We start from the raw sequence: 13,837 nt of genomic DNA on the forward strand, positions 1-13,837 counted from the left end.
ATTCGGTACTGTCATCGTATAAGCAACTATGAGTAAATACTTTATAGACATAAAAAAAGCTGCAAATTGCAGCTTTTTTTTACCTAAACGCTTATTCAGCGTCTGCAGGTTTATGCTTTGCAGCTGTTTCAGTGATCAGTGGTTGTAATTCACCACGTTGAAACATTTCAATGATAATGTCACAGCCACCAATTAACTCGCCTTCAACCCAAAGTTGCGGGAAGGTAGGCCAGTTAGCGTAAGCAGGAAGCTCTGCACGAATGTCTGGATTAAGTAAAATATCCACATATGCAAACGGTTCACCGCACGACATTAATGCTTGTGATGCTTGTGAAGAAAAACCACAATTAGGCAGTTTTGGTGATCCTTTCATGTATAAGATGATTGGGTTTTCAGCAATTTGCTGTTTAATTTTATCGATGGTTTCCATTTACAACCTCAAAATGACGATAGCGAACACATTAGGCCTTGAAAAAGTTTCACTGTGGCCTCAGATATATAGATTAACATAGGCAATTAAAGCCTCAATCTTAAATAGCTTTAGCAAGAGCATTGCTGTTTGCTAAAACTTGAGTAAAATACTCAACAATTATAGTAACACTATATTCCTGTTTGGTATAGATAAGTGCCCTGTTTGCGCAGGCATTACGTATTACTAAATAGACTATCAACCAAAAGAAGATGGAGATAAAAAATGGCATTTGAACTACCGTCACTACCGTATGCAATTGATGCACTTGAGCCACATATTTCACAAGAAACGTTAGAGTTTCACCATGGTAAACACCACAACACTTATGTGACTAAACTTAACGGTTTAATCCCAGGCACTGAGTTTGAAGGTAAATCACTTGAAGAGATCGTATGTTCTTCAGAAGGCGGTGTATTTAACAACGCAGCTCAAATCTGGAACCACACTTTCTACTGGAACAGCCTATCTCCAAATGGCGGTGGCGCTCCAACAGGTGCAATTGCTGATGCAATTAACGCTAAATGGGGCTCATTTGACGCATTTAAAGACGCGTTAAACGACAAAGCAGTAAATAACTTTGGTTCAAGCTGGACGTGGTTAGTTAAACTAGCTGATGGTTCACTAGACATCGTTAATACATCTAACGCTGCAACACCATTAACAGATGCAGGTGTTACACCAATCCTAACCGTGGATTTATGGGAACACGCATACTACATTGATTACCGTAACGTGCGTCCAGATTACCTTAAAGGTTTCTGGTCACTCGTTAACTGGGAATTCGCGAACGCTAACTTCGCATAATTAGTTTTAAACTAATCTTTAAAAAGACGCTTAGGCGTCTTTTTTTATGTCCGCTACTTTATTTGATTAGGGTTATACGTAGGTTGTTTTCTAAAAGTGCATCATGATCATTTTTCATATAAATTTTTAATTTTATTGCACAAAAATTTAAATTCGTGACTAGACTTTAAATAGTGAATACATTTTCCAAGTAGGTTTCGGAGGTCATTATGACTATTTTTGATCACTACCAAGCACGTTATGAATCAACACAAGAAGAAGAGTACAGTGTTGCTGAGTTTCTAGAAATTTGTAAAACCGATAAGTCTGCTTATGCCAGTGCTCCTGAAAGATTACTGATGGCCATTGGCGAGCCTAAAATGGTAGATACCGCTACCGATACTCGTTTAAGTCGCTTATTTTCGAACCGTGTTGTTGCACGTTACCCTGCATTTGCCGATTTTTATGGTATGGAAGACGCCATTGAGCAAATTGTTTCTTATCTAAAACACGCCGCGCAAGGATTAGAAGAGTGTAAACAAGTGCTTTACTTGCTTGGTCCGGTGGGTGGCGGTAAGTCATCGATTGCTGAAAAGCTAAAGTATTTAATGCAACGAGTGCCTATTTATGCAATTAAGGGCTCCCCGGTTAATGACCATCCGCTGTCATTATTTGATCCCGTTGAAGATGCCAGCCTACTCGAAAAAGAATATGGAATTAAGTCTCGTTACCTCAAAACGGTAATGTCGCCATGGGCCGCAAAACGTTTACAAGAATTTAATGGTGATATTAGTCAATTTAGAGTGGTTAAACGCTTCCCATCAATTTTAAATCAAGTTGCGATTGCTAAAACAGAGCCCGGAGATGAAAACAATCAAGATATTTCTGCTCTTGTCGGTAAGGTCGATATTCGCCAACTTGAACACTTTGCACAAAATGATCCTGATGCTTATGCCTATTCAGGCGCATTATGTTTAGCCAACCAAGGCTTAATGGAATTTGTGGAAATGTTTAAAGCCCCCATAAAAGTGTTACATCCGCTTTTAACAGCTACCCAGGAAGGTAACTATAACGGCACAGAAGGCATAAGCGCCCTGCCATTTAACGGCATGATACTCGCCCACTCCAACGAGTCAGAATGGCAAACCTTTAAAAACAATAAAAACAACGAAGCCTTTTTAGACCGTGTTTATATTGTTAAGGTCCCTTATTGCTTACGAGTGACCGAAGAAATTAAAATTTACGATAAGCTTATTGAACACAGTGAGCTTTACAACGCCCCCTGTGCGCCAGGTACACTTAAAATTTTAGCTCAATTTACCACTCTTTCGCGCTTAAAAGAACCGGAAAACTCAAGCATTTACTCTAAGATGCGAGTTTACGATGGTGAAACCCTTAAAGACACCGATCCAAAAGCGAAGTCGTATCAAGAGTATCGTGATTATGCTGGTGTTGATGAGGGCATGACCGGTCTTTCAACCCGTTTTGCGTTTAAGATTTTATCGCGAGTATTCAACTTTGACACCACCGAAGTGGCCGCCAACCCTGTGCATTTGTTTTATGTGCTTGAGCAACAAATTGAGCGTGAACAATTTAGTGCCGAGGTTGAAGAACGTTATTTAAGCTTTTTAAAAGGCTATTTAATTCCACAATATGTTGAGTTTATAGGTAAAGAGCTACAAACCGCGTACTTAGAGTCATATTCAGAATATGGCCAAAATATTTTTGACCGCTACGTTATTTATGCTGACTTTTGGATTCAAGATCAAGAATACCGCGACCCTGATACAGGGCAATTATTTGACCGTGATGCACTCAACGCTGAGCTTGAAAAAATAGAAAAGCCTGCAGGTATTTCAAACCCTAAAGATTTTAGAAATGAAATTGTTAACTTTGTACTGCGTGCTCGCGCTCATAACAATGGCAAAAATCCGCTGTGGACAAGTTATGAAAAACTACGCACGGTTATTGAGAAAAAAATGTTCTCAAACACGGAAGACTTACTCCCTGTTATTTCATTTAATGCAAAAACATCAGCTGAAGATCAGCAAAAGCATGAGGACTTTGTTAATCGTATGGTTGAAAAAGGCTACACGCAAAAACAAGTGCGCTTGCTATCTGAGTGGTATTTACGGGTTAGAAAATCGCAATAACCTTCATAATTGCAGTTTTTAGGAGGTCATTATGGCGCATTTTATCGACAGGCGTTTAAATGGCAAAAACAAAAGCACAGTTAACCGCCAGCGTTTTATTAGACGTTATAAAAAGCAGATCAAAGAAGCGGTGTCTGATGCGATCAATAAACGCAGTGTCACTGATTCAAGCTCTGGAGAGAGTATCTCTATTCCGCAGCGTGATATTAGCGAACCTACTTTTCATCAAGGTAGAGGCGGTAATAGAGAGCAAATACACCCTGGGAACGATCAGTTCTCTACTGGCGACAAAATAGAACGCCCTAAAGGAGGCAAAGGCGGTGGCGCAGGCGAAGGTGAAGCAAGTGACTCTGGCGAAGGCCAAGATGAATTTGTTTTTTCTATCTCTAAAGATGAATACCTTGATTTGTTATTTGAGGATTTAGAACTCCCTAATTTGCAAGAAAATCAGCTTGATAAGCTAGTGCAAATGAAAACCCATCGCGCTGGGTTTTGCAGTGATGGTATGCCCAGTAATATTGATGTAGTGCGCTCATTACAAGGCTCTCTAGCTCGTCGTATTGCAATGACCGCAGGTAAAAAACGCCGCCTTAGCGAGCTTGAGGGGCAACTAGCACTGCTGCTTGAACAACCACACTGTGATAAAGCCGCTGTGGCCTTATTACAAAAAGAAATCGACACACTCAAACAGCAAATAAAAACCGTGCCCTTTATCGATAATTACGACTTACGTTTTCGTAACTACGACAAGCAACCACACCCAACCAGTAAAGCGGTGATGTTTTGTATTATGGATGTGTCAGGTTCAATGGATCAAGCAACAAAAGACATGGCAAAACGCTTTTACATTTTGCTTTATCAGTTTTTAACTCGCAGCTACAAAGACATCGACGTTGTGTATATTCGCCATCATACCCAAGCCAAAGAAGTTGATGAGCAAGAGTTTTTTTATTCACAAGAAACAGGCGGTACCATTGTTTCAAGTGCACTAAAACTGATGAATGAAATAATAGCTGAGCGCTATAATGCTGATGAATGGAATATATACGCAGCACAAGCTTCTGATGGTGATAATTGGGCCGATGACACGCCCCAATGTGGACACATTTTACGTAATAAAATACTTAAAGCTGTTCGCTATTTTGCCTATATAGAAATTACCACACGTGCTCATCAAAGTTTATGGCGCGAGTATCAAAACATTAGTCAAACGAACAGTAATTTTGCCATCCAGCATATCCAAGGTGTTGAAGATATTTACCCTATATTTAGGGAGCTATTTAAAAAAGGTCGTCAACAGCAAGGGGCTGCATAGCCAAAGCGAGGTAGCATTATGAAAGATAATCGAATAAGTGATGGGCCCGATTGGACCTTTGAACTATTGCAACAATACCAAGACGAAATAGCGCGTGTGGCTGAGCACTATAAGCTAGACACCTACCCTAACCAAATTGAAGTGATCACCGCAGAACAAATGATGGATGCCTACTCAAGTGTAGGCATGCCCATTGGCTACACTCACTGGTCGTATGGTAAAAAATTTATTCAAACGGAGCAAAATTATAAACGCGGCCAAATGGGACTTGCGTATGAAATTGTGATTAATTCGAACCCCTGTATTGCTTACCTAATGGAAGAAAACACCCTTCCGATGCAGGCACTGGTTATGGCACATGCTTGCTATGGGCATAACTCATTTTTTAAAGGTAATTATTTATTTAAAACTTGGACTGATGCAGGCTCAATTATTGATTATTTATTGTTTGCTAAAAACTATATTAGCCGCTGTGAAGAAAAATACGGTATTTCCGAAGTAGAAAGCATACTCGACTCATGTCATGCATTAATGAGTTACGGTGTTGATAGGTACAAACGTCCACAACGAATTTCGTTATTTGAAGAGCAAAAGCGTCAGCAAGAACGGGCTGAGTATTTGCAATCACAAGTTAACGAATTATGGCGTACCATTCCTTCTCAACAGCAAGAGTCAAAAAAACACGAACGCCACTTCCCGCAAGAGCCACAGGAAAATATTCTGTACTTTATTGAAAAAAATGCTCCTTTACTCGAGTCATGGCAGCGAGAAATCGTCAGGATAGTGCGAAAAATATCACAATACTTTTACCCGCAAAAACAAACCCAAGTAATGAATGAAGGTTGGGCCACTTTTTGGCACTACACTATTTTGAACCATTTATATGATGAGGGAAAACTAACCGACTCATTTATGTTGGAGTTTTTACAAAGCCATACTAATGTTGTGTACCAACCTCCATACAATAGCGATTATTACTCAGGTATTAACCCCTATGCACTGGGCTTTAATATGATGGTTGATATACGTCGTATTTGTGAAAACCCAACAGAAGAAGATAAACGCTGGTTCCCTGAGCATGCGGGCAGTGACTGGCTCGAGACACTGCACTTTGCAATGCAAAATTTCAAAGATGAGAGTTTTATTAGCCAATTTTTATCCCCTAAGCTGATTCGGGATTTTAAATTATTCACCATAGTCGACCATGCTAGTAACCCACATTTAGAAATAGGCGCTATTCACGACGATAATGGCTACAAAGCGGTTAGAGAAGCACTTTCTGCACAATATAACCTTAGTAATCATGAGCCTAACATACAAGTTTACGATGTTGACTTACGCGGCGACCGCTCTTTAACCCTACGATATGTACCTCATAATGCCGTTCCACTGGCTAACTCCCATGGGGAAGTATTAAAACACCTTTACAGACTATGGGGCTTTAAGGTAAAACTGGAACAGGAGTCAAATTCTGGTGAGATTTCAACCATTGGTCAATGTCCAATTGATGATTCACGCCATACAACAGAGTAAAAATAATGGACAAAAAAAAGCTTCTTGTACTGATTGATTCGGTTGAATTTGCAAAAACGTCATTGAAGCATGCTAAACAAAAAGCGCTGCAAGGGAATAAACATATTGATATTGTTGCATTTAGCTTTGAAGAAACCGGCAATATTTTATTTTCTCTGTCGCCAGAACAACTACTTGCGCTGCAAGATAAATGCCTTTCATCATTAAGGGCACAGTTGGAGCCACTGATTAGCGCAGAACTGGAGGGTTGCAGTTATACCTTTCAAACCGCATGGCATGAAGCCCCCGAGCAGTGGCTTAACGAAGATATTAATACTGATGACTACGAAATGGTGATAAAAACACGCCATATCGACAGCGACAGCCAATTTAGTGAACTTGATTGGCAACTTATCCGCTTTACGCCCATCGCTTTGTATTTAGCGGCAGATAACAAATGGCGCAAGCATACCAACATACTCGCCGCACTTGATTTAGCCAGCGAAAAAACCGCAAAACATAAGCTTAATCAGTCAATTATTAAATATGGCCTAGCATACGCACAGCGAACAGACTGTGAATTTTATGCCGGCTACACAGTGTATATTTCTCCAATATTAAGAGATTTAGGCTTAGTATTTTCAGAAGAGCAACTAGTCAATGCCTTTGAGAAATTACCTCAATCACAGCAACAACTCATTATTGATAATAACTTACGCGACAAACTTTATATTAAAGCGGGTTTACCTGAGCAGGTGATCCCAAGCTTAGCGGCCAAGCTCAATGCTGATTTAGTGATTATAGGATCTGTTGGGAATGTAGGAATTAAAGCAAAACTCATTGGTAATACTGCAGAAAAAATAATGCGCTTACTTAAAACTGACTTGCTTATTTTACCCCCCAATTAAAAAATGATGCCTAAGCATCATTTTTTATATCAGCGTATACCGACACTTTATTTCGACCTGTTTCTTTTGAATGATAAAGCGCTTTATCGGCAGCTTCAATCCAGCGTTCGTGATCTTTAAACTGATCATCAAAACACGCAATACCCACACTAATGGCCATATGCACCGTGTGCTCATTGTATTTCGCCGGAGAGGTTTCAATTAATTGGCGTAAACGTTCAGCAAATACAATCGCCCCTTGTTTATCGGTATCTAATAAAGTAACAACAAACTCTTCACCGCCGTATCGCCCAGCAATGTCTGTTTCACGCAATGCAGTTTTCAGTAAACTCGCTATATGACGAAGTGCTTCATCTCCAGCACTGTGTCCAAAATCATCATTTACCTTTTTAAAGTGGTCAATATCAAAAATTAATAACGAGCAACAACCTTCGTTTCGCTTCGTTCGTAAAAATTCTTGGTGCAGTAAGTGCTCCCAATGCCCTCTATTGGCAAGCTGGGTTAAACTATCTGTTTGGCTTACTTGTTCTAGTTTTTTATTTAACTCTTCTAGTTCTTTTTTGTTAACCGCAATATCTGTCACATCGTAAATAATAATACAAATATGCTCGACTTCGCCTCGCACATTGGTAAGTGGAATAAACGTGGCATTTTGATACATATAGTCCGCTTTACCGGTAATTGGTCGGTAGTTTTTAAAACGAAAAATATACGGCTGCTGCTCCCAAATAGTAAATGAACGATTCTTTAATACAAACACTGACTCAGATTTACTTCTAAACCATTTTTCATCAATGGCCGGAAATAAATCAAATAAGTCTTTGTCTTTCACAGCGCTCGGTAACAAACCAGAATGATTTTCCATAAAACCATTCCATACATGCACTTTGTATTCTCGATCGAGTACAACAAGACCGACATCAACCGTATTAAACATATCCATTAACCAATGGATTTCATTCAAATCTAAATCAGCTGGCATAAATATTTAATCTTCTAGTAGATAAGCAACTTTGTATTTCAAAGTTTTCAGTGAATCTTCAGTAAAGAGCAACATTAAATCACAACTAATATCATGATTTTCAATACCGTAACTTATTTCTATGGCTAGAGTCCGTTGCCAGCGCGACTTATTCGACTGAACAAGTTCAGAAACGTCCCGATGCTGCCCCAAAACTATTGGATGCCCTTGGCTAAAGGTCATGTCGAGCTGTTTTGACAAGCCGGTTAAAATAGCGCCAATTAAAATGTTACTTACATCCATTAGCAACTCTAACTCAACCTTGTCGTTTAGTTCACCTTCGTAATTCATCAGTGAGGCTATTTCTTTAAAACTAGAGTCATTTAAAAGTAATAATGCCTCGCCAGATACCCCGCCACCTATAAAGCCTTGGCAAATACCCGATGTAGTATCATTGGTATCAACAGAGCTTAACGCCATGTTGAGCTCACTGACTTCTAAAACATTAACATTAGGAATGGGTAACTTAACAAATACATTAAGCAGTCTTGCAAGTAAATCTCCCGCTTGACCCATGGCAACATTAGTCAGCTCTTGATATATATCACGAACATCAGGGTCAACTTGTTCACCTAACGAGTGAGACATGCGTTCACGCAGTGCTCTATCTCTAATACCATGATGTTCAATAATGGCAGCAAGCTTTTCGGGGGAACACGGTTTTTGAATAAAATCTATGGCGCCAAGCTCAAGCACACGTTGATGCGCACTCGGTTGAATATCGCCTGATACCACAACAGTGAGAACGTCGAGTCCTTGCTCTTTCATTGCAGCAAGCACGCCATAGCCGTCCATTTCTGGCATATTTAAATCAAGGAAAAGAATTTCAGGCTGGGCTTTAGTTATTTGTTTTATGCAGTCTACACCGTCACATGCAAATTCAACTTTAATATCCCAATCATCGGGTAAAGAGCGAGCTAATTGACGTCTAGCTAGTTTTGAATCATCACAAATTAAAACCGATGTTGACATATTATCTCTCTATTTTAAAACTTGTTGTACGCTGACACCGCAAAAAATAAAGGCACGGATATTATTAATTAATACCTATTTCTTATATATACATAGTAATCAAAGTATTGCTTATTTACAATTTTAGGGAAAAATAAACGCGTCAATTATTCTGCTTGGTAACTCCATCACAGTATAATACACTCACCACTATTACGTTAATTCTTAAAAGGAAAAAATCCATGCGTCGTTCATTAGCCTTTGCATTGAGCCTATTTTGTTGCACTAGTTTTGCATCAGAGTTACCTGAAAACACCTTAGATGCAGGAAAAGTAACAGCGCAAGGTAAACCTGTTACGTTACTAGGCCAAGGCCTCAAAGTCGGTGCTGATGCGCCAAATTTTAAAGTGGTCGACGACAGCTTTACTGCCATTACATTAGAAAATTACCAAGGGCAAGCTGTATTAATCAGCGTAGTACCAAGCTTAGATACTGGCATTTGTAGCCTACAAACAAAGCATTTTAATGAAAAAGTAGCGCAACAGTTTCCTGGCGTGGCCATGTTGACGATTAGTGCCGACCTACCTTTTGCACAAAAACGTTTTTGCAAAGCAGAAAATATCGATAAAGTTACGACACTGTCTGATTCTGTATGGCGTGATTTTGGCCAAAAGTATGGGTTAATAATTAAAGATATGGGGTTACTTACTCGCGCTGTTTTTATTCTCGATAAAAGCCATAAAGTTATATATAAACAATTAGTTAGTAGCTTATCAACCGAGCCTGAATACGATAGCGTTATTGAAAAGCTTAAAACGCTTTAAAGGTCGAATTTCAGATAATAAAAAACCGCTATGAAGCGGTTTTTTTTTAATTATGCTTTTAATTTTAGATAAAAATTAACCCAAAAGCTCAGCTAGTTGCTTGCTTACTGCTTCAACCGCTTGAGTACCGTCTAATTTATGGTACTGCGTATTACCCGCTTGCGCTTCTGCTTGGTAGTAGTCAACCAATGGCATTGTTTGCTCATGGTAAATGCCTAAGCGTTTACGAACTGTCTCTTCTGTGTCATCCGCACGGATAATAAGCTCTTCGCCTGTTTCGTTGTCTTTACCTTCCTCTTTTGGTGGATTGTAAACAACATGATAAACACGACCAGAACCAGGATGAACACGACGGCCACCCATACGCTCAACAATCACTTCATCAGCAACATCAAATTCAATAACGTGATCAACGACAACGCCATTATCTTTCATTGCATCAGCTTGTGGAATGGTACGTGGGAAGCCATCAAGTAAAAAGCCTTTCTCACAATCAGGTTTTGCAATGCGCTCTTTAACAAGGCCAATGATGATGTCATCAGAAATTAACTGACCTGCGTCCATTACTTTTTTTGCTTCAAGGCCAAGTGGTGTGCCCTCTTTAATTGCAGCTCGTAGCATATCACCGGTAGAAATTTGTGGAATACCGTATCTATCCATTAAAAACTGAGCTTGAGTACCTTTACCTGCACCCGGCGCGCCCAAAAGAATAATGCGCATATCATTGTCCCCTAATATGAGAGTTTATTTTTAAAGTCTGAATTCTTCCACAAGCGCCGCAGATACTCAAGTAACTTATACTAATTGTCTAGAGTCTGTTGGCCTTTGCGGATTAATATTTGTGCAAACCAGGGGGAGTTTAATCGCGGCGCAAGGTTTGCAACTTAGTAGGCTGAGTAAAAATCGAGCAAAGCTTCTGCGTCCTGCTCACGCCATTTGCCACCATCCATGTAGGCAGACAGACCCCTTCGGTCAGCGTATATGCAGCAAATTTAACCTTTAAAAATCAATAAACTCTATGCTCCAGCGCATAAAAAAAGGGAACAAACGTTCCCTTTTTACTCAATCATTGATTTTTAATACTTATTTACTTAAATCAAGCATAAGTTTATTTAAGCGAGTGACAAATCCAGTTGGATCTTTAAGCGTACCGCGCTCAGCTAGTAATGCTTGATCTAGCAATACATGTGACCACTGCGCAAATTTATCTTCGTCTTGCTCATCATTTAAATGCTTAACAATCTGGTGCTCAGGGTTTAGCTCAAACACAGGTTTAGCTTCTGGCACTGCTTGACCTACTGACTCCATCAGCTTTTGCATTTGCGAGCTCATATCATTGTCATCGCTCACCACACAGGCTGGCGAATCGGTTAAACGATGTGTAAAGCGTACTTCTTTAACATCATCACCTAATGCGGTTTTAATACGCTCAATAAGGCCTGCAACTTCTTTTTCAGACTCTTCTTGTGCTTTTTTAGTTTCTTCGTCGTCTAAGTCACCTAAATCTAAATCACCGCGAGTAATTGATTGAAATTGCTTGTCTGCAAATTCAGTTAAGTGGCTCATCATCCACTCATCAACACGGTCACTTAGTAGTAAAACTTCAATGCCTTTTTTGCGGAAGATCTCTAAATGCGGTGAGTTTTTAGCTGCAATAAATGAGTCAGCAACAACATAGTAAATTTTATCTTGGCTGTCTTTCATACGCTCAATGTATTGTTCAAGCGATACATCTTGAGTGTCTGAATCGGTATGCGTTGAAGCAAAACGTAATAGCTTAGCAATGCTCTCTTTGTTAGCCGCATCTTCTGCTGGACCTTCTTTCATTACTTGACCAAATTCATTCCAAAACGTTTGGTAATCATCGGCTTTGTTTTTCGCCATACGCTCAAGCATTTTAATAATACGCGACGTACACCCCTTACGGATAGCTTGGGTCACTTTGTTATCTTGAAGTATTTCACGCGATACGTTTAGTGGTAAATCATTTGAATCTAATAGACCTTTAACGAAACGCAGGTAGCTTGGCATAAACTGCTCAGCATCATCCATAATGAATACACGTTGCACGTATAATTTTAAGCCACTTTGGCGCTCGCGGTTCCATAAATCAAACGGCGCTTTTTTCGGAATGTATAACAAACTGGTGTATTCAGTTTTACCTTCAACTTTGTTATGTCCCCAACTAAGTGGATCTTCCCAGTCATGGCTTACATGCTTGTAAAATTCTTTGTATTCATCTTCAGAGATTTCAGACTTATCACGCGTCCACAATGCCGTAGCACGGTTAATGCTTTCCCACTCACCAGGAACTGCTGGAATTTTCTCACCGTCTTCGCCTTCAGACTCTGGTACTTCTGCTTTGTACATTTGTACTGGTGTAGAAATATGATCAGAGTATTTAGTCACGATACTACGAAGGCGCCATTCGTCTGCGTACTCTTTTTCTTCTTCACGTAGGTGTAGAATAATGTCTGTACCGCGGCCTTCTTTTTCAATTTCTTGCAGCGTGTATTCACCTTCACCTTTTGATTGCCACTCTACAGCTGTTGTCTCGCCTGCTTTACGGGTACGCACTGTCACTTCATCAGCAACAATAAACGCTGAGTAAAAGCCCACACCAAATTGACCAATAAGTTGTGAATCTTTGCTTTGGTCGCCCGTTAAGTTTTTGAAAAACTCTGCGGTACCCGACTTTGCAATTGTACCTAAAGAGCTGATCACTTCATCACGTGTCATACCAATACCATTATCAGAAATGGTTATCGTATTGGCTTCTTTATCAGCACTAATACGTACACGTAAATCAGCATCACCTTGATATAGGTCGCCGTTTGATAACGCTAAAAAGCGTAATTTATCGGCTGCATCAGATGCGTTTGATACAAGCTCACGTAAAAATATTTCTTTATTAGAATAAAGCGAGTGAATCATTAAGTTTAGTAATTGTTTTACTTCTGTTTGAAAGCCTAATGTTTCTTTTTGTGCTGCAGTCATTTATGTATCTCCAATTTGCAAAGTGTCTGCGTTATGCACTTAATATGGGGGGAGGTGTCAGAACTTCAAGGGAAAAAAGTAAAAAAAGCTGCCAGCAAAAAACAACAATATTATAAAAAGCAATAACTGTTCAAAATGGGCTAGCACAGTGTAAATGCATCGGCTTTTGAGTGCTTGGATGATGAAAGTATATATCGCTGGCATGTAACTGCAAACGCGACGCCATCTGCTCACTCTGTTCACTTTTATACAAATCGCAGCCTAAAATAGGATGCCCAATTGCATGACTATGAATACGTAATTGATGCGTTCGACCAGTAACGGGGGTAAATTGCACTAACGTCTTGATTGGTTGTATAAAACGCTTAAGTACTGTGTAGTGTGTTAAGGCCGCTTTGCCTGTGGTGTTACATAACTTAACACGAGGAAAATAGAGTTTGTCTTTAGCAATCGGGTAATTTATTTGTCCGTGGTTATCGCACACTTTTCCTTGCAACATAGCGACATAGCGTTTGCTTATGGTGTGACTTTGAAATTGTTGATTGAGGTTTTTTGCCGACTCACTATTGAGTGCCACCAGCATGATCCCTGAGGTTCCAAAATCTAATCGATGAGGTAACTTTGCTTCTGCAAAGGCGGCTGTTTTACCCTGTTGACCATTGACTAAACGATAATGAACGGAATCCCAATTTAGTGGGTTTTTACCCGACAAACTCAATAAACCGCTAGGTTTATTGATCACTAAAAGCGCCTCATCTTGATAAATAATTTTTATGTGTTCATGGCAAACAGGTGCGATAAAGTCATCAACAATCACATTAGCACTTTGGGTTATTGCAGCCATACCATCCTTAAACTTTTGTTTATATTGCAATTAAAGCCAACAAAAAAGCCTACAGCA

The 13,837-nt window shown here is 39.7% G+C and carries 12 protein-coding genes; 6 read left to right on the top strand and 6 right to left on the bottom strand.

Annotated features, from left to right (window positions below; genetic code table 11):
* Positions 1 to 91 precede the first annotated feature (91 nt).
* Complete coding sequence (locus PTET_RS09220) at positions 92 to 430, bottom strand: Grx4 family monothiol glutaredoxin (protein ID WP_008113155.1); 339 nt, start codon at positions 428 to 430, stop codon at positions 92 to 94.
* 264 nt (positions 431 to 694) lie between these two features.
* Between PTET_RS09220 and PTET_RS09225 the strand changes: the two genes are divergently transcribed.
* The 5 genes from PTET_RS09225 to PTET_RS09245 all read left to right on the top strand — a co-directional run bounded on the left by PTET_RS09225 (position 695) and on the right by PTET_RS09245 (position 7,143).
* Positions 695 to 1,276, top strand: coding sequence for a superoxide dismutase (locus PTET_RS09225; RefSeq protein WP_010388603.1), 582 nt, complete (start codon positions 695 to 697; stop codon positions 1,274 to 1,276).
* Positions 1,277 to 1,485: 209 nt separating this feature from the next.
* Entirely contained in the window at positions 1,486 to 3,408 is a 1,923-nt protein-coding gene (locus PTET_RS09230; protein ID WP_096038526.1) for a PrkA family serine protein kinase, read from the top strand.
* A 31-nt stretch (positions 3,409 to 3,439) separates the two neighbouring features.
* On the top strand, positions 3,440 to 4,723 hold the full coding sequence (locus PTET_RS09235; protein WP_058154832.1) for a YeaH/YhbH family protein: 1,284 nt from the start codon (positions 3,440 to 3,442) through the stop codon (positions 4,721 to 4,723).
* An 18-nt stretch (positions 4,724 to 4,741) separates the two neighbouring features.
* A complete protein-coding gene (locus tag PTET_RS09240; RefSeq protein ID WP_028835074.1) occupies positions 4,742 to 6,256 on the top strand; it encodes a SpoVR family protein in 1,515 nt (504 codons plus the stop codon).
* Between the two features lie 5 nt (positions 6,257 to 6,261).
* A complete protein-coding gene (locus PTET_RS09245) occupies positions 6,262 to 7,143 on the top strand; it encodes a universal stress protein (protein WP_096038527.1) in 882 nt (293 codons plus the stop codon).
* Between the two features lie 10 nt (positions 7,144 to 7,153).
* Here PTET_RS09245 and PTET_RS09250 read toward each other — a convergent pair whose 3' ends face one another.
* Positions 7,154 to 8,125 carry a sensor domain-containing diguanylate cyclase gene (locus PTET_RS09250; protein ID WP_013465184.1) on the bottom strand — a complete coding sequence of 324 codons (972 nt, stop codon included), beginning with the start codon at positions 8,123 to 8,125 and terminating at the stop codon, positions 7,154 to 7,156.
* A 6-nt stretch (positions 8,126 to 8,131) separates the two neighbouring features.
* Positions 8,132 to 9,136: a response regulator gene (locus tag PTET_RS09255; RefSeq protein WP_013465185.1), complete on the bottom strand. Its 1,005-nt coding sequence runs from the start codon at positions 9,134 to 9,136 to the stop codon at positions 8,132 to 8,134.
* Positions 9,137 to 9,357: 221 nt separating this feature from the next.
* On the opposite strand from PTET_RS09255, the gene tpx reads away from it, so the two are divergent.
* Complete coding sequence (gene tpx, locus PTET_RS09260; RefSeq protein WP_013465186.1) at positions 9,358 to 9,939, top strand: thiol peroxidase; 582 nt, start codon at positions 9,358 to 9,360, stop codon at positions 9,937 to 9,939.
* A 75-nt stretch (positions 9,940 to 10,014) separates the two neighbouring features.
* On the opposite strand, the gene adk is transcribed toward tpx, so the two are convergent.
* From adk to PTET_RS09275, 3 genes are all read right to left on the bottom strand, one after another.
* Positions 10,015 to 10,659, bottom strand: a complete 645-nt coding sequence (gene adk / locus PTET_RS09265; protein ID WP_013465187.1) for an adenylate kinase — start codon at positions 10,657 to 10,659, stop codon at positions 10,015 to 10,017.
* A 363-nt stretch (positions 10,660 to 11,022) separates the two neighbouring features.
* Positions 11,023 to 12,936 (bottom strand): molecular chaperone HtpG, encoded by a 1,914-nt coding sequence (htpG, locus tag PTET_RS09270; protein ID WP_028835071.1) that lies wholly within the window; start codon positions 12,934 to 12,936, stop codon positions 11,023 to 11,025.
* Between the two features lie 130 nt (positions 12,937 to 13,066).
* Positions 13,067 to 13,780, bottom strand: coding sequence for an RluA family pseudouridine synthase (locus tag PTET_RS09275; protein WP_024602878.1), 714 nt, complete (start codon positions 13,778 to 13,780; stop codon positions 13,067 to 13,069).
* Positions 13,781 to 13,837: the final 57 nt, after the last annotated feature.

This window comes from Pseudoalteromonas tetraodonis (assembly GCF_002310835.1).
GTDB lineage: Bacteria > Pseudomonadota > Gammaproteobacteria > Enterobacterales > Alteromonadaceae > Pseudoalteromonas > Pseudoalteromonas tetraodonis.

What these genes read in the sequence shown, in the direction of transcription:
- PTET_RS09220 (WP_008113155.1), bottom strand. Translation starts at nt 430, where the DNA reads ATGGAAACCATCGATAAAATTAAACAGCAAATTGCTGAAAACCCAATC.
- PTET_RS09225 (WP_010388603.1), top strand. Translation starts at nt 695, where the DNA reads ATGGCATTTGAACTACCGTCACTACCGTATGCAATTGATGCACTTGAG.
- PTET_RS09230 (WP_096038526.1), top strand. Translation starts at nt 1,486, where the DNA reads ATGACTATTTTTGATCACTACCAAGCACGTTATGAATCAACACAAGAA.
- PTET_RS09235 (WP_058154832.1), top strand. Translation starts at nt 3,440, where the DNA reads ATGGCGCATTTTATCGACAGGCGTTTAAATGGCAAAAACAAAAGCACA.
- PTET_RS09240 (WP_028835074.1), top strand. Translation starts at nt 4,742, where the DNA reads ATGAAAGATAATCGAATAAGTGATGGGCCCGATTGGACCTTTGAACTA.
- PTET_RS09245 (WP_096038527.1), top strand. Translation starts at nt 6,262, where the DNA reads ATGGACAAAAAAAAGCTTCTTGTACTGATTGATTCGGTTGAATTTGCA.
- PTET_RS09250 (WP_013465184.1), bottom strand. Translation starts at nt 8,125, where the DNA reads ATGCCAGCTGATTTAGATTTGAATGAAATCCATTGGTTAATGGATATG.
- PTET_RS09255 (WP_013465185.1), bottom strand. Translation starts at nt 9,136, where the DNA reads ATGTCAACATCGGTTTTAATTTGTGATGATTCAAAACTAGCTAGACGT.
- tpx (WP_013465186.1), top strand. Translation starts at nt 9,358, where the DNA reads ATGCGTCGTTCATTAGCCTTTGCATTGAGCCTATTTTGTTGCACTAGT.
- adk (WP_013465187.1), bottom strand. Translation starts at nt 10,659, where the DNA reads ATGCGCATTATTCTTTTGGGCGCGCCGGGTGCAGGTAAAGGTACTCAA.
- htpG (WP_028835071.1), bottom strand. Translation starts at nt 12,936, where the DNA reads ATGACTGCAGCACAAAAAGAAACATTAGGCTTTCAAACAGAAGTAAAA.
- PTET_RS09275 (WP_024602878.1), bottom strand. Translation starts at nt 13,780, where the DNA reads ATGGCTGCAATAACCCAAAGTGCTAATGTGATTGTTGATGACTTTATC.